We start from the raw sequence: 22,009 nt of genomic DNA, 5'->3' as shown, positions 1-22,009 counted from the left end.
AACGAAATGCTGAGCCGCTGTATCTCCATCGACGCCGCGGATTTCGCGCGCGATCATTGGGGTCGACGTCCGCTGCTCAGCCGAGCCGACACGCTCCCGCGCGATTTCGGTGACCTGCTCTCGCCGGCGACGGTCGACGAGCTGCTCACCGAGCGCGGGGTGCGTGCGCCTTTCATTCGTATGGCGAAGGAAGGTGAGCTGCTTGCGCGCGACTGCTATCTCGGTTCGGCCGGCTTCGGTGCCGAGATCGCCGATCAGGTTGACGCGGCCAAGGTTCTGGCACGCTTCGCCGACGGTGCCACGATCGTGCTGCAGGGGCTACACCGGCTGTGGCCGCCGGTGATCGAGTTCGCCCGTGACATGGTCGACGAACTCGGCCACCCAGTGCAGACCAACGCCTACATCACCCCGCCGGACAACCGCGGATTCGATCCGCACTACGACGTCCACGATGTGTTCGTGCTGCAGGTCTCCGGCTGCAAACGGTGGCTGGTGCACAAACCGGTACATCGTGATCCGCTCGACTCCCAGCCGTGGACCGACCACCGGTCGGCCATCGTGGACCGGGCGCGTGAACAGCCGGTGATCGACGCGGTGCTGAGGCCCGGCGACGCCGTGTATCTGCCGCGGGGTTGGGTGCATTCGGCCCAGGCGATGGGCGAGACCTCGATTCATCTCACCGTGGGTGTGTCCCCGGTGACCGGGCACGACGTCGTCCGGGCGATCACCGACGCTCTCGGCGACACCGACATGTTGCGGGAGTCGTTGGCCGTTCCACTCGACCTGGCCGATCACGACCACACCGCGGCGATCACCCGCAAAGTGCTCACATCGGTGATCGAGGTGCTGCGCGCGGACACCGACGATCTGGCCGATGCGGCGGCGACCCGACTGTCGCGGCGTCACGCCGACCGTACGCGCCCGGTGGCGGTCGCGCCGCTGGCCACGCTCGACGCGATCGCCGGACTCGATGCGACGACTCCGGTGGTCTGGCGACCCGGATTGATCGGTCGATTGCAGAACCGCGACGGGCGCGTCGTCCTTCGCCTCCCGGATCGCAGCATCACCTTTCCGGCCTCCTGCGCCGACGCGCTGTCAGCAATCCGGGCCGGGCAACCCGTCGAGGCCGGCGCCCTGCCCGGCCTGGACACCGCCGACGGATGCGTGCTGGTGCGCCGATTGCTGCGCGAGGCGGTCGTGATTCCCGTCGATCGACCGGGACGGGGCCGATGACCGATCGCCCCCCGTGCAGCGACTCCGCCCGCCACCGCGGTGACCCGATGTTCGGCACGGCGTCCGCCGGGCATCGGTGGGTGTTGCTCGAGTTGGCCGGCGCCTGGGGGCCGTCGGCGTTCCTGCAGTCCCCGAAGATCCTCGACCCCGCACTCGGTCGTGCGATCGTGCGACGCGTCGAGACCGCGGGGATGCGAATCGTGGCGATCCGTCGCCCCGGGCGACGAGCCGCGGTGCCGCGGTGGCGGTGGTTCATCGTGGACGCGCGTCCCGGTTCCGAAACCGTGTATCGCGGTGAGGTCGCCGCGGCGCCGGAATTCCTCGATCTGGCGCTCGACGGATCGGACGGTGCGAGATCTGATGATCCGCTCGTGGCCGTGTGTGCGCACGGAAAGCACGACCAGTGCTGCGCGGTGCGGGGCCGGGCCGCGACCGCTGCGATTTCTGCGGTGTATCCGGAGTGGACCTGGGAGTGCTCACATCTCGGTGGGGACCGGTTCGCGGCGACGATGATCCTATACCCGCACGGATTAAGCTATGGCGCAGTCGATTCCGCCGACGATCCGGCCGCCATCGTGCACCGCTACACGAACGGTCGCCTGGACAACGAACTTCTCCGAGGCCGCACCTCGTTGCCCCATGCGGTGCAGGCGGCCCAGTACTTCGTGCGGCGGGCGACCGGCGACGACCGGATCGACGCGCTGGCACCGATCGACGTCCGGCGCGCCGACCATCGGATCGAGGTCGTCCTGGAGGGGTCGGACGGGCCCATCGGCGTGACGCTCGCCGAGCACATGTCCGACCCCCTGCACTCCACCTGTGCGGCGTCGGTTGCCGGTCGGGTCCGGCAGTTCGTGCTCGTGGCGATGACTCGGGTGACCGCCTGAGGATCAGCCCTTCGGTCGGGGTTTGGCCTCCACGGCGATCACCGGAGTACCCACCGTCGTGGCGCCCTCGGCGATCTGTTCGACGGCGGCGAACTTCTTGGTGTTCATCACCACCACCGGGGTGATCAGCGGATATCCCGCCTTTTCGATCACCGCCCGGTCGAAGGTCACCAGCGGTGTGCCCGCGTCGACCTTCTGCCCGGCCTTCACCTTGACGTCGAATCCCTCGCCCTTGAGTTGGACCGTGTCGATACCGACATGGATCAACAGCTCGATACCGCCGTCGAGTACCAGTCCGAACGCGTGGCCGGTGGGCTGGGCGGCGACGACCATCGCAGCCGAAGGTGCGTACACGGTGTCGCCGGACGGTTCGATCGCGACACCGCCACCCATGGTGCCGCCCGCAAACACCGGGTCGGGTACGTCGGCCAGGGCCACCACGGTGCCGTCCAGCGGTGCACCGATCTCGGTGACCACGCCGCGTTCGGTCGGCGCGGCGGATTCCGCCGGCTCCGCGGGAGCCGCGGTGACCGGGGCAGCGGTGACGGCGGTCGCCGTGGCGCCTCCACCCGACGGCACCGCAGCAGCTGCCGCGGCCGCGGCCACCCCCTCGGCCGAGTCGTCGATCGGGATCGCGCCGGGACGCTCCAGCCCCGCGTCCCGGGCCGCCTCGAACTGTTCCTGTTGTTCGGCGGTTCGATAGCCCGACAGCACCACCAGGATCATCGCGACAGCGAACGCGGCGGCCACGGCGACGGCGTAGAGCGCGATGCTGTCGAACGCGGGGATGGTCAACAGCGAGGTGAACACGAAGGCGTTGGTCGTCACGCCGCCACCGATCCCGATGATCAGGCCACCGACGAAGCAGCCGACGAGCATTCGTGGATAGATCCGTTTGAAACGCAGATGGATGCCGTACAGGGAAGGTTCGGAGATACCGCCGAGGAGTCCGGCGGCCAGTGCGCCGGTGGCGGTCTGCCGCATCTGCATGTCACGCTCACGCCAGGCGATCAGCAGGACGCCGGCCGTCGCCCCGAAGCAGGCGAAGTTCCAGGCGCCCATCGGTCCCTGGATGAAGTCGTAGCCGATGGTCTGGATGTTGAGCAGCATGATCGCGTTGATCGGCCAGTGCAGACCCAGCGGCACCATGAACGGGTAGGCGAGCGGGATCACGATGGCGAAGATGAACGGGGAGAAGTCGTTGATCGACTTGAGGACGTCGGCCAGGCCCGCACCCACGTAGACGCCGATCGGGCCGATGATGAACGCGGTCAACGGGATCATGATCAACATCGCGAGGAACGGCACGAAGATCAGCTGGACGTTCTCCGGGATGATCTTCTTGAGGTACTTGTACAGCGGACCCAGTACGGCGGCCATGAGCAGCGGGGGGAACACCTGTGAGCTGTAGTCGAACACCGTCAACGGGACGCCGAAGATGTCGATGGTCTGCACCTCGAACCCGAAGACGGTGTTGGTGGTGGCCTGATCCATCAGGGCGGTGAAGCCGGGCAGCATGAGCACCGCCATGATGGCGAATCCCACCCAGGGATCCGCATCGAGTTTCTTCGACGCGTTGTAGGCGATCATCAGGGGCAGGAACACGAACACGCACTGCCAGCACAAGTTGACGAACTGCCATGAGGGGGACAGGTCGGTGCGCGGATCTGCCCAGTTGCCGATGATGTCCAGGGTGCTCATCAGCGACATGAACGTGATGAACAGCGATGCGCCGAGCAGGGCACCCAGGATCGGCCGGAACGAATCCGAGAGATATTCGAACAGGGAATCCAGCCAGGCGTTCTTGCCCCGCGGGCCCTTGGCCCGGGCCGCCGCCTTGATGGCCGCCGCATCACCGCCGGCGTTGGCCATCTGGGGCAGCGCCATGATCTCGTTGTAGACCGTCTGTACGCCGCCGCCGATGACGATCTGGTAGCGATTGCCGGCCTGCGGCACCGCGCCCATCACCCCGTCGATGTCCTCCAGCACGCCCTGCTCGACCTCAGAGGCGTCGTGCAGCTGGAAACGCAGGCGGGTCGCGCAATGCGTCAGGCTCTCGATGTTGCCGGCGCCGCCGACGCCGGTGACGATCTCGGATGCCGTGTTGGTCGAGGTAGACATGGCTCTCCCTTGAGCTGCCCGATCCGCAGTCGTGGGCGACCGCGAAACCCGTCGTCGTGTCGGAGCGGCACGGACGGGGCGATTCGGATGTTAACCCGTGGCCGCCCGTCTGTGGGCCGGATCAGGAAGGGAGATGGTCAACGGGTGACCCGGCACAATGGGTTCATTGCTGCTCGCGCGGTGCGTCTCACCCCGGTGGAGTGGTGATTGCCGCCACCGCGCCGCCGTCGACCAACAGATCGATGCCGGTGATGAAGGAGGCCGCCGGGCCGAGCAGAAAGGCTGTGGCGTCGGCGATGTCGGTGGCGGTGCCCAGTCGCCCCGTTCCCGACATCGCGATCATCGCGCGCATCGCATCGCCACTGTCGCCGGCGAGTTCGGCTTGTCCCATGGAGGTCGCGATGACGCCCGGACTGATGCTGTTGACACGCGCACCGCGCGCGCCCCATACGTGACTGGCGGCACGTACCCGGACATGGTTGGCCTGCTTCGCGATCGCATACGCGCTGCCGGGTTCGCGGGCCAGGTCGGGCAGGAAGTCGAGGGACAGCAGGTCCCCACTCGGGGTGTTGGCCAGCGCGGCAGCGTGTTCGGCGGTGAGCGGGGGATAAAGGTGCCCGGCCATGCTGGCGATGACGACCCCGGCACCGTGCTGCGCGATCACGGCGCCGAACGCATCCAGGGACAACGCCACCCCCAGCAGGTCGACCCGCAGGATGGCGTTCACCGGTGCCTGCACCGGGGAGAGTCCGGCAGTGTGGATCACCTGGTCAACGCTGCCCAGCGACTCTGCGAACTCCGCCAGCGCGGTGACCGACTCGGGTGAACCGACATCGACCGCGCGCCCGACCGCGTCGAACCCCTCGCCGGTGAGGGTGGCGACGTCGGCCTCGAGGTGAGTCTCGTCGACGTCGGCGAGCACGATCGTGCGGCCGCCGCCCTGGCGCCGGGCGATGGCCATACCCATCCCGCCCGAACCGACGATCACCACGACGCTGCCTGTCACGGGGTCTCCTCACTGCCGGGACTCACCGCCGACTCTTCGGGAACCGGTGGGTCGCGTCAAGAGGCCGAAGGTCACCGATGGCGGCGGTACCGGCGGTATCCGGGTCAGGCGACCTGACGATCGGCCGCGGCCACGTCGGCGAGCAGACCACCCGGATCGACGATCATCACCACCGGTCCCACGAGGTCATCGGCGCGCTCGATGATCGAGTCGATCTGCTCCGGATCCGACGGATCGGAGACCACCGCCCACACCTGCGCGCGAACCGACGCGTCGATGAACGGCACCAGATCGTGGGAGGTGGCGGCGGTCAGCACCACTCGCCGACCGGTCCGCAGCATGTCGTGCACCAGCGTGTGCGCCCGTGTGCTGCCGTCCATTATGACGAGGATGCTGTCTGCGGTGATCGTGCCATGCCGTGCTGTCGGGGTCTGTCGAGTTGTGTTCATACCGACCATGCCATTGCCCGGCCCTGCGACCGGCGTGTGCCGGGGCTGTCAGTTCGCTGAGTGCCGTCGCACGCGCCGGCAGGGGCAGCGGTCTGCACGGGTACCAGGGAGGATCATCGGGTGCGGCGGCGCTATCCTCGCGGACATGAGTGACGTGACCGGTGCCGCGGACGGTGATCGGCGTTGCCCGTGTACCTCGGGTCTGACCTTCGGCGAGTGCTGCGGCCCGGTCCTGGGCGGCAGGCGTCGCGCCCCGACCGCCGAGGCGTTGATGCGGTCGCGGTTCACCGCGTTCGCGGTGGGTGATCGTGAGTACATCTTGGACAGTTGGCATCCGCGCACCCGCCCGCGCCGGCTCGCCGTCGACGATGCCGCCCAGTGGTACCGGCTCGACGTCGAGTCGTCCACGGGTGGAACGCCGTTCGATACGACCGGCGAGGTGACGTTCACCGCGCGCTACCGGGAGAACGGTGAGCGGAAGGCCCTGCGTCAGCGCAGCCGTTTCGAACGACGCGACGGCCGGTGGGTCTACGTGGACGGGTCCGCCGCCGACTGACCGTCACCCGTGGCGGCACACCCAGTCGATGAGTGGTGTGGCGACGCGCCAGTCCTTGCGCACCTCTCGAACCAAGGCCGCGGAGTGGATCACCTCGTCGAAGCCGTAGTCGCGGGTGATGGTCAACGACTTGTGCCGCAGCAACTCGATGCGGGGATGGTCCGGTGACCATCCGCGCGGCGCGGTCTTCAGGGCGTCCCCGCCGATCTCCCAGCCGGTTCGGGAGTATTTCCTGACCAACTGTTCGAGTTCGGCCCCGTGGATCGCGTTGTCGATGGCAGACCGCAGAGCAGCCAGCCGCTCGGCGGAGGCCTCGTAGAAGCCGGCGCCCACCCGCACTCCGGGCGCCCCGATCTGCACGTAGTAGCCAGTCGCCGGGCCGACTGCGACAAACGCACCCTGATGGGTCTTGTACGGGGTCTTGTCCTTCGAGAACCGCACGTCGCGGTAGGGGCGGAAGATCTTGGCTGCCCCGAATTCGCCGGCCAATTCGTCGGTGAGTTCGCCCATCGGTTCGGCGACCGCGCTCCGGTAGGTGTCCTTGTGCTCGTCCCAGAACACCTTGGAGTTGTCGATCTCGAGATCGTCGTAGAAGTCGAGTGCAGCCTCGGGGAAACCGGTGAAGGCCATGGTGGCGAGCCTACGCGTATTGATGTTTCGGACGACCCGACGCGGGTAGTCTGCAGGGTGTTGGTGCGGCTTCAGACGACCGGTCGCAGGCATCACGATGAAACGAGGTTGTCATGACCAGTCACATCTTCGCCGGTCGCGAGTACCGCAACCGGGTGCACGCCGGCCGCATTCTCGCCGAGCACGTCGAGCGTCAACTTCCGGAGCAGGTGGCGTCGTCGCCTCACCTGATGGTGGTCGCCCTTCCCCGTGGTGGCGTACCGGTGGCGCGGCAGGTCGCCGAGCACCTCGATGTGCCGCTCGACGTGTTGCCGGTCCGCAAGGTCGGGGTGCCCGATCAACCGGAGTTGGCTGCCGGTGCGATCGCGTGTGGGGACGTGGTGGTGACCAACGATGAGATCATCGGTGGGCTCGGGATCACGCAGAGCGAGTGGGAGGCCATGCTGCGCCGTGAACGCGCCGACCTCGATCGCTGTGCCCGCGTCCACCGGCACGGACGCGCCGCCTTTGCGGTGCGCGACGCCGACGTCGTCGTGGTCGACGACGGGGTGGCGACCGGAGCGACGATGTGTGCCGCGGTCGGTGCGCTCCAGCGTCTCGGCGCGGCAAGCGTGACAGTCGCTGTCCCGCTGGGGCCGCCGGGAATGGCGGACAGGTTCCCCGGTGTCGAACAGGTGATCTGTCCGACGATCCTGGAATCGTTCCGCGGAGTGTGCGCGGCGTACGACGAGTTCGAGCCGATCACCGATGAGGACGTCCGGGAGTTGCTGAGCTACGCCGGCACGCGCTGATCGAATGGCGCATTCGGACAAGGGCGGGCGCACCGGCCGGCGGTCGGCCGACGAGATCGACCACAGATCAGCCGGTGAGCGCGCGATATTGATGCTGTTGAGACCGAACACCACTCGCCAGCCACTCGCACGGGCCATCGCACGTGTGGCGCTCGGCCTCGTGCTGGCCATCGCCGGCGTGGGACACCTGACCGCCCAGCGCGAGGAGTTCCAGGCGCAGGTTCCCGACTGGGTACCGCTGGACAAGGACTTCGTCGTCCTCGCATCGGGTGTGGTCGAGATACTGCTGGGTCTGGCGCTGATCGCGCTGCCCCGTTATCGCAAGCTCGTCTCGTGGGTGGTCGCCGCGTTCTTCGTTGCTGTGTTCCCAGGCAACGTCCACCAGTACGTCGAGCACATCGACGCGTTCGGCCTGGACACCGACACCGAGCGGCTGGTCCGACTCTTCTTCCAACCGGTGCTCGTGGTCTGGGCGCTGTTCGCCGGGACCGACGGGAATCGAGGCAGTCGGCCGACCGGCACGCATCCGGACTCAGCGTGAGGTGATGTGCCGGTCGATCGCGGTGCGCGCGGCCGCGAGTACCGCGTCCCGGCCGAGGGCCGTGACGGCCACCGACCGCCCGACGGTGGTCACACCGGCCACCGCGGGAGCATCAGGGGCATGATCGGCAGCCGTGTCGATGGCTTCGGCGGTGGCGTGATCACCTTTTCGGCGCAGCAGTACGGCGAGGTTGCGCAGTGCAGTCCACTGATGGGTCCAGTTGCCCGTCCGCGCGAAATAGTCGAGCACGTCGCGATACCCACGCAACGCGGCGTCGTACCGCCCCGCTGCTGTCAGCGCCGAGAGCAGTCCGACCCTCGACACACCCGTGAAAAACGTTGCGCCACAGTCCTGTGAGAGCTCGATGGCGGTCCGGTAGTGCCGTTGGGCGCCCTCGGCGTCACCGGCGATATTGGCGATCTCGCCGTCGACATATGCCGCCCATGATCGCATCGACGGCGACACCGCACCTGCCGAACCCCGTGCGTTGAGCTCTCGCGCCGCGTCCACATCGCCGGAATATGCCCTGGCCAGCGCGGCGATGCCAAGAGCGTCACCTCCGGGTGCCAGCTCCGCCGCGGCCAGCGAATGCTCGACGCACCGGTCCCAATCACCTCGGGCGAGGTCTGCCACCGACGACACCGCCCGCCCGTACCAGCGGTCCGGCCCCTCCGACCGATCCAGGCCCGCACGAGCCAGCGCTTCGGCTTTCCGATAGTCACCGTCGTGGTACCAGGCCTCACCGGCAATCGCCAGTAGCGCACCTGCACGCGGGTGCCCCGGCAATGCCGGGTCCGCCGCGAGATCCTCGGCCCAGCGTCGGATCTCGATCAGATCCCGATAGGCGATCGCGTTGTACACACCGAGCACCATCGCGACCGCAGCGTCGAGGTTCGCAGTGGTGCGCGCGGATCGCCAGGCAGCCCGCATGTTCGGGATCTCGCGACGCAGCAGTGTGTCCGCGGACGCCTCGGCCGGGGACTCCATCCCGATGTGGACGCGCTCGGCCAGCGCGCAGGCCCAGCGCAGCATCCGGTCGGTGGCCGCCGGTTCTTCTCCTGCAGCGACCAACCGGTCGACACCGAACGCCCGCAGCGTCTCCAACATCCGGTACCGGGTGGCGCCGCGAAACGAGGCGTCGATCATGGACGCATCGACGAGCCGGGCCAACGCCTCCGCAGGATCGGTGGCCAGGCCCAGCTGGGTCGCCAGCCATTCAGCCGTGTCGAGGTCGACACCATCCGGGAACACCGACAGCGCCCGGAACAGATTCTGCTCGTCCTCGGACAGCAGCCGGTAGGACCACTCGATGGTGGCACGCAGCGTCCGGTGCCGGGCGTCCGGGTCGGGCCGCCCGCCACCCAGCAGATCGAGTGAACGGTCCAGGCGCGCATGCAGGTCACCCAAAGACAGGGTGGACAGTCGCCCGGCGGCCAACTCGATCGCCAGCGGGATCCCGTCGAGGCGCGCGACGATCTCGCCCACCGTCATCAGCTGCTCCTCCGTCGGTCGGGCGGCGGGTCGAACCCGATGTGCGCGTTCGAGGAACAGTGCCACCGCCGGCGAGTCGGCCGGATCGTCGCCGGTCCGCGGCACCGGTAGCGCGGCGAGCCGAAAGACCATCTCGACCGGCAACCCGAGCGACTCCCGGCTTGTCGCGACCAGCCGCACGTCTGGGCATCGGGCGAGGATTCGTGTCACGACATCGCGAGCGGCGTCGATCAGATGCTCGCAGTTGTCGATGACCAGCGTTGCCGGACGCTGTCCCAGCACGGCCAGACATGTCATCAGCACGTCGCCGTGCTCGATGCGCAAGCCCAGCGCTGCCGCGACAGCGTGCGGGACGGCCTCCGCTTCGGCGACCGGCGCCAGCTCGATCACCGCAGTGTCCGGGAGGTCACGGGCCAGTGCGAGCGCGAGGCTGGTCTTACCGACTCCGCCCGGTCCGCCGATGGTGACGAGGCGTTCGTGGTCGAGTAACCGACGCACGGCCGCGATCTGCGATTCCCGTCCGATCAACCGGGGCCCGCCGGTGGGCGGTGCGACGTGCTGCGGTGACGCATTGTCTCCGACGGTGGCGGCGATATCTCGTTCGGCCTCGTCGAGCACGGCCGTGGGATCGAAGCCGGTCTCGTCGGCCAGCTGACGCCGGAACTCGCGGGCCACCCGCAGCGCGTCAGGCGCTCGACCGGTGGCCGCCAGCGCTCGCATGTGCAGTACGGTCCCGGGTTCACGCAGGGGGTCAGCCTCTCGCGAGGCCATGGCGATGTCGGTCACTTCCGCCGCCCGACCCGCCGCGATGCCGGCGACCACCAGCGCATCACTGATCTGTTGTCGCAGTCGGGCGTAGCCCACGGCGGCGGTGGCGATGGTGGGTACCTCGGTGAGATCAGGGAGAACCGGGCCGCGCCACAGAGCGTGAGCCCGGCTGAGGCTGTCGAATGTCTCGGGTGAGCGTTGTCTGGACGTGGCCAGGCACATGCGGGCCTCGGTGACGTCGAGTTCGTCGTGCCCCAGCGCGAGGCGATAGCCACCCGGCAGTGTCTCGAGGCGCGCGGCGGCCGGCCCGAGCTGAGACCGCAACCGGGAGATGTGGTTCTGCAAGGCCTGCCGTCCGGTCTCCGGGACGCCCGACGGCCACAACACGTCGAGAAGGTCGTCGAGCGGTACGGTCGTCCCTTCGGCCATCGCCAACACGACCAGCAGAGTGCGACGTTTCCGACCGGGGACCTCCACGGTCTCGCCATCGACCAAGAGCTGCAGCGGACCGAGCAGATTCACGCGGATAGTCGGCGGTGTGCGCACGGTGGGCATGGCCGCTCCCAAGTCGTTCGGCCCATGAACGAGCTCGGTCTCGCTCGTGTGAGCACGACGATAGCCGACGACAGCGACGTGACAGCGCGTCGGGCGACTCTTCGGTGGTCGCCCGGCACCGGGCCGGCCGACGGGAGAGGAGAACTGAGATGGACCCCGACAAGGTAACCGAGTTCATGGGTCAGGTCGTCGCGGACATGGCCGCCACCGACGCCGCGGGTTCGGTGGTGATCGGCGAACGCCTCGGCCTGTATCGGTCGCTGGCCGAAGGACCGGCGACACCAGGCGACCTGGCCGCCCGCACCGGTTGTCACGAGCGGTATCTGACCGAGTGGCTGCGCGGCCAGGCCGCGGGTGGGTACGTGACCTATGAGCCCGCGACAGAGCTGTTCTCGCTGACGCCGGAGCAGGCGTTCTGCCTGGCCGACCCGGACGGCCCGAATGTGCCCGCGGCATTTCGTACCGGACTCGGGACGCTACGCGCGGAACCGAAGATCACCGAGGCATTCCGCACCGGCGAGGGCGTCGGCTGGCATGAGCACGACGAGGACGTCTTCGTCGGGTGCGACGCCTTCTATCGGCCTGGCTATGTGGCCGAACTCGTGCCGACGTGGATTCCGGCGCTGACCGGGGTGCAGGACAAGCTGCACGCGGGGGCTCGGATCGGCGACGTCGGCTGCGGCCTCGGGTCGTCGACGCGCCTGCTCGCGGCCGCCTACCCGAACAGCTCGGTGGTCGGCGTCGACTACCACGAGGAGTCGATCACCCTGGCGCGCAAGCGCACCGCCGAGGCCGGACTGACCGATCGAGTGAGTTTCGAGGTCGGCACCGCGCAGACGTTCGCCGGTTCCGGCTACGACCTGATCACCATGTTCGACTGCCTGCACGACATGGGCGATCCACTCGGCGCGGCTCGTCGAGTACGCGAGGCACTGGCCGACGACGGCACCTGGCTGCTCGTGGAGCCGGCGGCCTCCGACGTCGTGGAGGAGAACTTCAACCCGGTGGGACGACTGTTCTACAGCGCGTCGGTCTTCCTGTGCCTGCCCAACAGTCTGTCGCAGCCCGGCGGCTACAGCCTGGGAGCGCAGGCCGGCGAATCGGCGGTCCGACAGATCGCTGCGGACGCCGGGTTCACCCGGTTCCGGTTGGCGGCGCAGACCGGCTTCAACGCGGTGTTCGAGATCCGGCCCTGACCCCACCCGAAATCTGCCGAGGATTCACGCCCAGCGCTATCGGGCTGGGCGTGATACTCGGTAGATCATGGTGTTGGCGGCGGCGCTCGTGGCGATGGTGGGTGGGTTCACCGTGGCGGTGCTCGCCTCCCGTGTTGCGGTCACCGGTGCGAACAGCCTCGTCGCGCGAACGAGTTTGCCGCCCTTCGTCGTCGGCATGACACTGGTGGCGCTCGGCACCGATCTGCCCGAGATCGTCAATTCGATCGTCGCGTCGCTGCAGGGGCTCGGCGATGTCAACGTCGGCGATTCGATCGGCTCTGTCGTCACCCAGGTCACGCTCGTCCTCGGACTGATGCCACTGCTCGGCGGCGCGCTGCTGCTCCCACGTCGCCGGTCCACCATCGTCGGCATCGGGATCGTCGCCGCGCTGCTGTTGGCCGCGGTGTTGATGCGCGATGGTGATCTCTCCCGCAGCGACGGTGCGGCGCTCGTCGGCTCATGGGTGGCGTTGTCTTTCGTCGTCTGGCGGTTCGGCGGTGACTCCGACACGGAGACCGCCGAGCCCGACGATGGCGGCCACCTGCGCGCCGTGGCGCAGCTGGCGATGGGCCTCGCGGTCATCACCCTCGGCGTGATGGCGGCGATCTGGGGTGTCGTCCGGCTCGCCGACGCCGCCGGTGTTCCGGTGTTCCTGGTCAGCTTCTTCGGTGCCTCGCTCGGCACATCGCTGCCGGAGTTGCTGTTCAGCGTCACCGCGCTTCGCCGCGGTCACGCCGAGATGGCGGTCGGCGATGCTCTGGGTGCGTCGATGGTGGACGCGACATTGTCGATCGGGATCGGGCCGCTCATCGCGCCCACGCTCGTCACGGTCGCGCTGGTCGAACGGGGTGCCCTGGTGGCAGCGCTCACCGTCGTGCTCGCCGTGGCGATGCTGGTGGCGAGGGGGCGTCACACCCGGGTGACCGGCACGGCGCTGGTGGGTATGTATGTCGCCGTCTATGTGGTCCTGCTCGCCTGACGCGTTGTCGCGGTGACGTTGGGCTCTATCGGCGGGCGGGCCGACCCGAGAACGATCGGGTGTATGAGCACAACGGTTCTGGTCGCTTTCGCCAGTGCGGACGGGTCGACCGCGGAGGTCGCCGAGCGTCTCGGTGAGCATCTGCGCGCCTCGGTACCGGATGTGAGCGTCGCATCGGTTACCGACCACCCCGACCCGGCGGCGTTCGACGTCGTGGTGGCGGGCAGTGCGATTCACGACGGTGCGCTGTTGCCCGAGTTCGTGGCCTTCGTCGACGAGAACGAGGACGAACTCCGACGGCGCCCGGTGTATCTGTTCTCGCTGGGCATGGGGCCGGTCCTCCGCGGACCTGTCGGAGCGATCTTCCGCACCAAGGTGCCGCCGACCATCGCGGCGCTGCGTGATCGGCTTGCCGCGGTCGAATACCATCCGTTCGCCGGCAGATTCGGACGCCCGCCGCAACTGCGTATTCGGTTCCTGATGTGGGTGATGGGGGCCCGGCCGGGCGACCACCGCGACTGGGCCGACGTACGGCGGTGGGCCGAGTCCATCGGACAGCGCTCGGCGGCGGGCGCGAACGCCTGACGAACCCTGTCGGCACACACCGCGCCCGGAGAATCGCTCGTCTCGGGATACCATGTCGCCGAGGGGAGGCGCGTGTGTCCGAGATACCGAAGACCGAGGTGCGCGGGGTCGATGGCGAGTCGATCGTCTGCGACGGGATCACCGTGTCGAAGTTCCGCCATCACGGCAAGGACGAGGCGGCCCGAAACCCCGTCTCGACATTCCGCGAGTTACAGATCAAGGAGAAGACCTCCCTGTTCGGCAAGCCGCGCAGTCCACGGCAGTTTGCCGTGCTGCTCGTCATGTCGTCGATCATGAGTCTCACCGTCGACGAAGCCGGGAAAGCCGCGATGGAGGCGATGGTCGACGGATTCCGGCGGTGACGGCGTTGCCGACACGATCGGAGTCATCCCCGTTCCTGCTGCTGTCCATCCGCGCCGAGCGCGAGGCGGCCGTCGACGAGCATCGGTCGGTGCTGCGACTGGGCGGGCTCGCCGACGAGGAACTCCGGGCGGTCAACCTCACCCACCGTCCGTTGGGGCCGATCGATCTCGACGACTGGTCGGGCATCATCCTGGGGGGCGGCCCATACAATGTGAGCGACCCCGCCGAGTCGAAGCAGGCGACGCAGCGTCGGGTGGAAGCGGAGTTGTCGGAACTGATCGGCAGGATCGTCGCCGTGGATTTCCCGTTCCTCGGCTGCTGCTATGGGGTGGGCACCCTGGGGTCGGCGATCGGGGCCACCATCGACCGCACCCACGGGGAGCCGGTCGGACCGCTGAGCGTCACCTTGACCGCCCCGGGACGCCGAGACCCGCTGTTCGCGGAACTGCCGCGCACCTTCGACGCCTACGGCGGACACAAGGAGGCCGCGACCCGGCTACCCGCTCGCGCGGTACACCTCGCGTCGTCGGCCGCCTGTCCGGTTCAGGCGTTTCGTGTCGGGACCAATGTCTACGCCACGCAGTTCCACCCCGAACTCGACGCCGAGAGTCTGTGCACACGCATCGACGTCTACCGGGACTTCGGCTACTTCGACCCCGCCGAGGCGACATCGCTGCAGGCCGCGGCGCGGGCGACCGACGCCCGACACCCGCCCACGGTGCTGCGCCGTTTCGTCGAGCGCTATCGTCGCCGACCATAGGGTCGGCTACCGCGGCGGATCGTCTCCACGGCCGAACGCGATGCGGATCAATCGACGCAGTACGTCGAGGTCGATCTGGTCCAGCCGTTTCACGTACACACACCCGGCACCTTCGGTGTAGGTGCCGAGGTCGGGCAGTAGCGCGGCGCCCTCGGGTAGATCTTTCAAGCCGTAGAAGACGATCGCCGACTTTCGTGGCGAGAATCCGACCTTGGGCCAATTCCCTTCGGTGCGGGAGCTTTTCGCCGGGGAGACGTAGCGATAGGTCCCGTATCCGACGATCGACGGGCCCCACATCACCGGTTCGGTGCCGGTTTCGGTGCGCATGATCTCATCGATGTGGTGGCCCTCGCTGACCCGGCGGGCGGGGGTGGCGGCATCGAGGAAATCGGGCACGGACGCATCGGTCGGCTGGGTCTTGATCGCCATGGCCTCAAATCTAGTCACGCCCCGTCGGTCGGGACACGTTCGGCCAAAGCCGTTGACTCGGTCGTCCCGGCCAGTACTGTGGTATTTGTCACACCATCCTGGAGGGAAGCCATGATAGCGGCCGAGATGAAGGAACTCCATCGCAGCATCGGGGCGCTGCGGCATCACATCGTCACGCTGAAGGCGCATTACGGGGACTGCGACGCTGTTCGCCGGATGGCCAATGACCTCGACCGGTTGGAGATCGACCTGCATGATTTCGAGCATGCGCTCCCTCCCCGGATTCGCGTGAAGGGCAAGGACGACGTGATCTACGTCCCGGACAGCAAGTCCGACGAGGCCGCGTGGCTCGGTGCGCAAGACGAAGGGCTGGGCTTCCACTCGCGTGAGCGCACGAAGTGAGCGCGCCCGCGGCTGAGCGGGATTCTGCCGGGGTTTTTTCCCCGGGACGGGCGCGCATCGCGGTGCGTACCCTTCGATCGGACAGATGGTGGCTGCCGCCGCTGCTCACCGTGCTGGGGCTGTCGGCATTCGTCGTCTATGCGACGGTGCGGTCGTTTGTTCGCACCGCCTACTGGGTGGACGACTATCACTACCTGACACCGTTCTACTCACCGTGTCTGAGCGACTCGTGTGTGCCGGGCTCGAGTCATTTCGGGACACCATTCCCGGAACTCCCGATGTGGATTCCGCTCGGGTTCGTGGTATTGCCGTTCCTGCTCGGCTTCCGCCTGACCTGCTACTACTACCGCAAGGCCTACTACCGGTCGTTCTGGCTGTCACCACCGGCCTGCGCGGTGGCCGAACCGCACGGTCGCTACACCGGAGAGACCCGGCTGCCACTGATCCTGCAGAACGCGCACCGCTACTTCTTCTATGTGGCGCTGGTGGTCACGCTGATCAACACCTATGACGCGATCTACGCCTTCCACGGCGCGGACGGCGGTTTCGGATTCGGCCTCGGCAATGTGATCCTCGTGATCAACGTGATCCTGCTGTGGGCGTACACGGTGTCGTGTCATTCGTGTCGCCACGCCACCGGTGGTCGACTCAAGCACTTCTCGGCACATCCGGTCCGGTACTGGATGTGGACTCAGGTCACCCGGCTCAACACCCGGCACATGCTGTTCGCCTGGATCACCCTCGGCACCCTGGTCCTCACGGACTTCTACATCATGCTGGTGGCCAGCAACACCATCTCCGACCTGAGATTCGTGGGTTGATTCCCTGTTCTCGCAGCGCCTGCTGCGCAATCGATCTGACGTTGGGAGTTTCTGCCAGATGACCGAACCGGAACGCCACAAATACGACGTCGTCGTCATCGGAGCGGGCGGCGCCGGACTGCGCGCGGTCATCGAGGCCCGCCAGAAGGGCTACTCGGTCGCCGTGGTGTGTAAGTCATTGTTCGGCAAGGCCCACACCGTGATGGCCGAGGGCGGTTGTGCGGCATCGATGGGCAACGCCAACGAGAAGGACAACTGGCAGACACATTTCCAGGACACCATGCGCGGCGGGAAGTTCCTCAACAACTGGCGTATGGCCGAATTGCACGCCAGAGAAGCCCCGGATCGGGTGTGGGAACTGGAAACCTATGGCGCCCTGTTCGATCGAACCGCCGACGGACGAATCGCCCAGCGCAACTTCGGCGGCCACACGTATCCGAGGCTGGCGCACGTCGGTGACCGGACCGGCCTCGAGCTGATCCGGACCATGCAGCAGAAGATCGTCTCGCTGCAACAGGAAGACCATGCGGCCACCGGCGACTACGAAGCACGCATCAAGGTCTTCGCCGAGTGCACGATCACCGAACTGCTCAAAGACGGTGACGCCATCTCCGGCGCGTTCGGTTATTGGCGCGAATCCGGCCGGTTCGTGTTGTTCGAGGCGCCCGCCGTGGTGCTCGCGACCGGAGGCATCGGCAAGTCGTTCAAGGTGACCTCGAATTCCTGGGAGTACACCGGCGACGGTCACGCACTCGCGCTGCGTGCCGGCGCCAGTCTGATCAACATGGAATTCATCCAGTTCCATCCGACCGGGATGGTGTGGCCGCCCAGCGTCAAGGGGATTCTGGTGACCGAGGGTGTTCGAGGTGACGGTGGCGTCCTGAAGAACACCGAGGGCAAACGCTTCATGTTCGACTACATACCTCCGGTGTTCAAAGGGCAGTACGCCGAATCCGAGGATGAGGCCGACAAGTGGCTCGTCGACAACGACAGCGCCCGCCGCACCCCGGATCTGCTGCCTCGTGACGAGGTCGCCCGTGCGATCAACGAAGAGGTCAAGGCGGGTCGCGGCACCGAACACGGTGGCGTGTACCTCGACATCGCCTCCCGTATGCCGGCCGACGAGATCATTCGGCGGCTGCCGTCCATGCATCATCAGTTCAAGGAGCTCGCCGACGTCGACATCACCGCCGAACCGATGGAGGTGGGGCCCACCTGTCACTACGTGATGGGCGGCATCGAGGTCGACCCCGACACCGGGGCATCCCGCGTGCCGGGTCTGTTCGCCGCCGGTGAATGCTCCGGCGGCATGCACGGTTCGAACCGCTTGGGCGGCAACTCATTGTCCGACCTGTTGGTGTTCGGCCGCCGCGCCGGTCTCGGTGCGGCGGCCTATATCGAATCGCTGCGCACCAGCCCCCGGGTCGCCCCCGCAGACATCGACCGGGCGGCGGCATTCGCGTTGGCCCCCTTCGATCCTGCCACCGACGGCACGCCGGAGAATCCCTACACACTGCACACCGACCTGCAACAGTTCATGAACGACCTCGTGGGCATCATCCGCAAAGAGGCCGAGGTCCACGAGGCCATCAGTGCCCTCGACGACATGCGCAGCCGAATACGCAACATGACCGTCGAAGGTCATCGTCAGTTCAATCCGGGCTGGCACCTGGCGGTCGATCTGCGCAACATGCTGCTGGTCTGCGAGTGTGTCGCACGGGCAGCACTCATGCGCACCGAGAGCCGCGGGGGCCATACCCGTGACGACTTCCCCACAATGGACCCGGCATGGCGCAACACGCTGCTGGTCTGCACCACCGAAGCCGGCGACGATTCCCCCGTCCCGGAGGTCGCCGTGGTCCGCGAGGAGCAGATCCCGATGCGTCCGGACCTGCTGGAGCTGTTCGACTTCGACGAGCTCGAAAAGTATTACACCGCGGCCGAGATCGCCGGCCACCCCGACGCCGGAGGCCATGCCGGGACTCACGGCAACGAGGAGCACTGAACATGGGTTACGACGCGAAGTTCCGGGTCTGGCGAGGCGACTCCGACGGAGGCGACCTGCAGGACTACACCGTCCTGGCCAATGACGGCGAGGTGGTGCTCGACATCCTGCACCGGTTGCAGGCCACTCAGGCTCCTGACCTGGCCGTCCGCTGGAATTGTAAGGCCGGCAAGTGCGGGTCCTGCTCGGCAGAGGTGAATGGTCGCCCGAAACTGTTGTGCATGACCAGGATGTCGACGTTCACCGAGGACGAGGTCATCACGGTGACCCCCATGCGCACGTTCCCGGTGATCCGCGATCTGGTCACCGACGTCTCCTTCAACTATGCGAAAGCTCGTGAGGTCCAGGCCTTCACTCCACCGGAAGGGCTGAAAGCGGGGGAGTACCGCATGAAACAGGTCGACGTGCAGCGTTCGCAGGAATTCCGCAAGTGCATCGAGTGTTTCTTGTGCCAGGACACCTGCCACGTGGTCCGTGATCACGAGGAGAACAAACAGAACTTTGCCGGGCCACGCTTCCTCATGCGGGTGGCCGAGCTCGACATGCATCCCCTCGATGTGGCCGAGCGCCGCGATTCGGCCCAGTACGAACACGGGTTGGGTCTGTGCAATATCACCAAATGCTGTACCGAGGTGTGCCCGGAGCACATCAAGATCACCGACAACGCGCTCATCCCGATGAAGGAACGAGTCGCGGATCGTCACTACGATCCGCTGGTGTGGCTGGGCAACAAGCTTTTTCGCCGCTAGACGACGACAGCGTCAGGGCGTCGGTCGCGCCTCGGATCGATCGGGCGGCGTGCGGACACAATGCCGGCGATCTCGTGTGTGAACTTTCGGTACATCATGGGCGGTTGGCCGGTGATCGAATCCTGATCGTTCTAGGCTCGACGAAGGTGTTCTACTCGAGCCGGGAGTCCGCAGATGAAACTCGTTGTTGTAGGTGGGGTCGCTGCCGGGGCTTCCGTAGCGGCCAGGGCACGACGCCTCGACGAATCCGCCGAGATCATCGTCTTCGAGCGGGGCCACCACGTCTCATTCGCCAACTGCGGCCTGCCCTACCACGTCGGCGAGGTCATCGGTGAACGCGACCGGCTGCTGCTGCAGACGCCGCAGAGCCTGCGCGAATCTCTCAACATCGACGTGCGCATCGCCACCGAGGTGATCGCGATCGACCCGTCGGCGCACACCGTCTCGGTGCGCGGGGTCGACACCGGGACCGAGTACACCGAAACCTACGACAAGCTCGCCCTGTGCCCGGGCGCCTCCCCGGTCCGGCCGCCGCTGCCGGGCATCGATCATGCCGCGGTGGAGGTCCTGCGACGGATCGGTGACATGGATCGCATCAAAGCGCGTCTCGACACCGCACTCGCGAAACAAAAAGCCGGACGACGGGATCCGGTACACGCCGTGGTCATCGGCGCCGGCTACATCGGGCTCGAGATGGCCGAGAACCTGCACCACCGCGGCGCCACCGTGGATGTCGTGGAGATGGCCGACCAGATCCTGCCACCGGTCGATCGTGACATGTCGATCCCCGTCGAACAGCATCTTCGGGGCCGTGGCATCCGCGTGCACCTGTCCACCGCGGCTGCGGCCTTCGCGCCACTGTCCGGGGAGCGGGTGAGCGTGGAGCTCAAGAGCGGCACCACACTACCCGCCGATCTCGTGGTGCTCGCCGCCGGAGTACGACCGGACACGCAGCTGGCCACCGCCGCCGGTCTGGCCCTCGGCGCACACGGCGGCATCGCCGTCGATACACACATGCGCACCTCCGACCCGGACATCTGGGCGGCGGGCGATGCGGTGGAGACCCCGCACACCGTGCTGCCGGGGTGCTATCTGGCGCCGTTGGCCGGACCCGCCAACCGCGAGGCGCGGGTGGCCGCGGAGAACATCTGCGGCCGCGACACCGAATACCTGTCCACCCAGGGCACCTCGATCGTCAAGGTGTTCGAGATGGTCGCCGGCGGCACCGGCGCCACCGAAGGCCAGCTCAAGGCGTCCGGGGTCGACTACCAGGCGGCCCACGTCCACCCCTCGGGCCACGCCGGGTACTACCCGGGCACCGCGATGATGCATCTCAAGGTGCTCTTCTCGCCCGACGACGGCCGCCTGCTCGGTGCCCAGGCCTGCGGGTTCGACGGCATCGACAAACGCCTCGACCTGATGGCCATGGCCATCCGCCAGCAGATGACGGTTTTCGACCTCGAGCACCAGGAACTCGCCTACGCGCCGCCGTTCGGCTCCGCGAAGGACCCGATCAACATGGCCGGGTTCGTCGCATCGAACGTGCTACGCGGCGACCTGCGTCTGTGGTACGCCGAGGACTTCCCGGCGGCCACCGAGGAGGCGGTACTCGTCGATGTGCGAACGCCCGAGGAGTACGACCTCTGGCACATCCCCGGTGCCGTCAACGTGCCGTTGCCGACGCTGCGAAAGACGATCGAGGCAGGGGAGTGGGACCGGGCCCAGCCATTGCGCCTGTACTGCGCCGTCGGATTCCGGTCCTACCTCGCCCACCGTGTGCTCGTACAGACCGGCTTCACCGACGTCGCCACCCTCTCGGGTGGTTCCACCACCTTCAAGGCCGTGCACGAGAAGCCGGAGGACGTCTACGAGGCGATGCCGCCGATGGAGTCCTACGCCGAGGCGAGTTCGATCGCGGCTGCGCCGGCCGAGGCCACCGGGACACTCATCGATCTCGATTGCACGGGCCTGGCCTGTCCGGGCCCGATCATGAAGCTGTCCAAGGCCATGGAAGACATCGGCGTCGGAGACGAGGTGCGGGTGACCGTGTCCGATCCGGGGTTCGCGCTCGACGCGCCGGCCTGGGCGTCGAAGAACGGTCACCGGTTGGTGGAGATCGAACCCGAAGGTCCGGGTTACGTCGCGACCATGCGCAAGGGTGGTGCCGGTGTGGTCACCACGCCGTCGGGTCCGGTGAAGCCGAAGACCTCGATGGTGGTGTTCTCGGGGGAGTTGGACAAACTGCTGGCCGCGTTCATCATCGGCAACGGCGCAGTGTCCATGGGTGAGGACGTGTCGATCTTCTTCACCTTCTGGGGCCTCAATGCGCTGCGGCGCGAAGACGCGCCGGCGCGCGACAAGTCGGCGATGGAGCGCATGATGTCGATGATGATGCCATCGGGTGCCGGCCACCTGCCGCTGTCGACGATGAACTTCGGCGGTGCGGGAGCCTCCATGATCAAGAAGGTGATGACCGATCACGGAGTGCCCACGCTGCCGGAGTTGATCGCCTCGGCCCAGGAGGGCGGCGCACGCCTGATCGGCTGCACGATGACGATGGAACTGCTGGGAATCGCGGAGGCCGATCTCATCGACGGGATCGAGTTCGGCGGTGTGGCGACCTTCCTCGGTGAGGCGCAGGAATCCGGTACGACCCTGTTCATCTGAACGT

At 67.2% G+C, this 22,009-nt stretch carries 21 protein-coding genes; 15 read left to right on the top strand and 6 right to left on the bottom strand.

The annotated features are described in order from the left end of the window. Nucleotides 1–6: 6 nt before the first annotated feature. Entirely contained in the window at nucleotides 7–1,233 is a 1,227-nt protein-coding gene (locus NWF22_RS24170; protein WP_160901487.1) for a cupin domain-containing protein, read from the top strand. Next, nucleotides 1,230–2,120 (top strand): ferredoxin family protein, encoded by an 891-nt coding sequence (locus NWF22_RS24165; protein ID WP_160901235.1) that lies wholly within the window; start codon nucleotides 1,230–1,232, stop codon nucleotides 2,118–2,120. The genes NWF22_RS24170 and NWF22_RS24165 overlap by 4 nt, the downstream gene beginning before the upstream one ends. A gap of 3 nt (nucleotides 2,121–2,123) precedes the next feature. Here the strand turns inward: NWF22_RS24165 and NWF22_RS24160 are convergent, their stop codons facing one another. The 3 genes from NWF22_RS24160 to NWF22_RS24150 all read right to left on the bottom strand — a co-directional run bounded on the left by NWF22_RS24160 (nucleotide 2,124) and on the right by NWF22_RS24150 (nucleotide 5,627). Further along, complete coding sequence (locus tag NWF22_RS24160; RefSeq protein WP_160901236.1) at nucleotides 2,124–4,241, bottom strand: glucose PTS transporter subunit IIA; 2,118 nt, start codon at nucleotides 4,239–4,241, stop codon at nucleotides 2,124–2,126. Between the two features lie 187 nt (nucleotides 4,242–4,428). Then, the gene (locus NWF22_RS24155; RefSeq protein ID WP_160901237.1) at nucleotides 4,429–5,247 is read right to left on the bottom strand and encodes an SDR family oxidoreductase; all 819 of its coding nucleotides are present in this window, start codon (nucleotides 5,245–5,247) and stop codon (nucleotides 4,429–4,431) included. A 104-nt stretch (nucleotides 5,248–5,351) separates the two neighbouring features. Then, nucleotides 5,352–5,627 (bottom strand): Rossmann-fold NAD(P)-binding domain-containing protein, encoded by a 276-nt coding sequence (locus NWF22_RS24150; protein ID WP_309249728.1) that lies wholly within the window; start codon nucleotides 5,625–5,627, stop codon nucleotides 5,352–5,354. 214 nt (nucleotides 5,628–5,841) lie between these two features. On the opposite strand from NWF22_RS24150, the gene NWF22_RS24145 reads away from it, so the two are divergent. Continuing rightward, nucleotides 5,842–6,252 (top strand): YchJ family protein, encoded by a 411-nt coding sequence (locus tag NWF22_RS24145; protein ID WP_160901239.1) that lies wholly within the window; start codon nucleotides 5,842–5,844, stop codon nucleotides 6,250–6,252. Nucleotides 6,253–6,255: 3 nt separating this feature from the next. Here the strand turns inward: NWF22_RS24145 and NWF22_RS24140 are convergent, their stop codons facing one another. Then, entirely contained in the window at nucleotides 6,256–6,882 is a 627-nt protein-coding gene (locus NWF22_RS24140) for a DUF2461 domain-containing protein (RefSeq protein WP_160901240.1), read from the bottom strand. 113 nt (nucleotides 6,883–6,995) lie between these two features. Here NWF22_RS24140 and NWF22_RS24135 point away from each other — a divergent pair, with 113 nt between their 5' ends. Beyond that, complete coding sequence (locus tag NWF22_RS24135) at nucleotides 6,996–7,673, top strand: phosphoribosyltransferase (protein ID WP_160901241.1); 678 nt, start codon at nucleotides 6,996–6,998, stop codon at nucleotides 7,671–7,673. 91 nt (nucleotides 7,674–7,764) lie between these two features. Then, on the top strand, nucleotides 7,765–8,214 hold the full coding sequence (locus NWF22_RS24130; protein WP_373692030.1) for a DoxX family protein: 450 nt from the start codon (nucleotides 7,765–7,767) through the stop codon (nucleotides 8,212–8,214). On the opposite strand, the gene NWF22_RS24125 is transcribed toward NWF22_RS24130, so the two are convergent. After that, a complete protein-coding gene (locus tag NWF22_RS24125; protein WP_160901242.1) occupies nucleotides 8,206–11,028 on the bottom strand; it encodes an AfsR/SARP family transcriptional regulator in 2,823 nt (940 codons plus the stop codon). The genes NWF22_RS24130 and NWF22_RS24125 overlap by 9 nt on opposite strands. A 149-nt stretch (nucleotides 11,029–11,177) precedes the next feature. Between NWF22_RS24125 and NWF22_RS24120 the strand changes: the two genes are divergently transcribed. The 5 genes from NWF22_RS24120 (at nucleotide 11,178) to NWF22_RS24100 (ending at nucleotide 14,932) form a co-directional block, all read left to right on the top strand. Continuing rightward, a complete protein-coding gene (locus tag NWF22_RS24120) occupies nucleotides 11,178–12,224 on the top strand; it encodes a class I SAM-dependent methyltransferase (protein WP_160901243.1) in 1,047 nt (348 codons plus the stop codon). A gap of 67 nt (nucleotides 12,225–12,291) precedes the next feature. Continuing rightward, nucleotides 12,292–13,224: a sodium:calcium antiporter gene (locus tag NWF22_RS24115; protein ID WP_160901244.1), complete on the top strand. Its 933-nt coding sequence runs from the start codon at nucleotides 12,292–12,294 to the stop codon at nucleotides 13,222–13,224. A 63-nt stretch (nucleotides 13,225–13,287) separates the two neighbouring features. Next, a complete protein-coding gene (locus tag NWF22_RS24110) occupies nucleotides 13,288–13,809 on the top strand; it encodes a flavodoxin domain-containing protein (protein ID WP_160901245.1) in 522 nt (173 codons plus the stop codon). A gap of 74 nt (nucleotides 13,810–13,883) precedes the next feature. Further along, a complete protein-coding gene (locus NWF22_RS24105) occupies nucleotides 13,884–14,171 on the top strand; it encodes a hypothetical protein (protein WP_160901246.1) in 288 nt (95 codons plus the stop codon). A gap of 5 nt (nucleotides 14,172–14,176) precedes the next feature. Next, a complete protein-coding gene (locus NWF22_RS24100; protein WP_160901489.1) occupies nucleotides 14,177–14,932 on the top strand; it encodes a glutamine amidotransferase in 756 nt (251 codons plus the stop codon). A 6-nt stretch (nucleotides 14,933–14,938) separates the two neighbouring features. Here NWF22_RS24100 and NWF22_RS24095 read toward each other — a convergent pair whose 3' ends face one another. Beyond that, nucleotides 14,939–15,361 (bottom strand): DUF1801 domain-containing protein, encoded by a 423-nt coding sequence (locus tag NWF22_RS24095; RefSeq protein WP_160901247.1) that lies wholly within the window; start codon nucleotides 15,359–15,361, stop codon nucleotides 14,939–14,941. A gap of 111 nt (nucleotides 15,362–15,472) precedes the next feature. Between NWF22_RS24095 and NWF22_RS24090 the strand changes: the two genes are divergently transcribed. From NWF22_RS24090 to NWF22_RS24070, 5 genes are all read left to right on the top strand, one after another. After that, a complete protein-coding gene (locus NWF22_RS24090) occupies nucleotides 15,473–15,763 on the top strand; it encodes an Rv0250c family protein (protein WP_160901248.1) in 291 nt (96 codons plus the stop codon). Then, the gene (gene sdhC / locus NWF22_RS24085) at nucleotides 15,760–16,584 is read left to right on the top strand and encodes a succinate dehydrogenase subunit SdhC (RefSeq protein ID WP_160901249.1); all 825 of its coding nucleotides are present in this window, start codon (nucleotides 15,760–15,762) and stop codon (nucleotides 16,582–16,584) included. The genes NWF22_RS24090 and sdhC overlap by 4 nt, the downstream gene beginning before the upstream one ends. Nucleotides 16,585–16,642: 58 nt before the next feature. Continuing rightward, nucleotides 16,643–18,589: a fumarate reductase/succinate dehydrogenase flavoprotein subunit gene (locus tag NWF22_RS24080; RefSeq protein ID WP_160901250.1), complete on the top strand. Its 1,947-nt coding sequence runs from the start codon at nucleotides 16,643–16,645 to the stop codon at nucleotides 18,587–18,589. Nucleotides 18,590–18,591: 2 nt separating this feature from the next. After that, on the top strand, nucleotides 18,592–19,338 hold the full coding sequence (locus NWF22_RS24075; RefSeq protein WP_160901251.1) for a succinate dehydrogenase/fumarate reductase iron-sulfur subunit: 747 nt from the start codon (nucleotides 18,592–18,594) through the stop codon (nucleotides 19,336–19,338). A gap of 174 nt (nucleotides 19,339–19,512) precedes the next feature. After that, a complete protein-coding gene (locus NWF22_RS24070) occupies nucleotides 19,513–22,005 on the top strand; it encodes an FAD-dependent oxidoreductase (RefSeq protein ID WP_160901252.1) in 2,493 nt (830 codons plus the stop codon). Nucleotides 22,006–22,009 lie beyond the last annotated feature (4 nt).

It is taken from the genome of Gordonia mangrovi (assembly GCF_024734075.1).
Classification (GTDB): Bacteria; Actinomycetota; Actinomycetes; order Mycobacteriales; family Mycobacteriaceae; genus Gordonia; species Gordonia mangrovi.
This window is presented reverse-complemented; position numbering and strand designations above follow the sequence as displayed.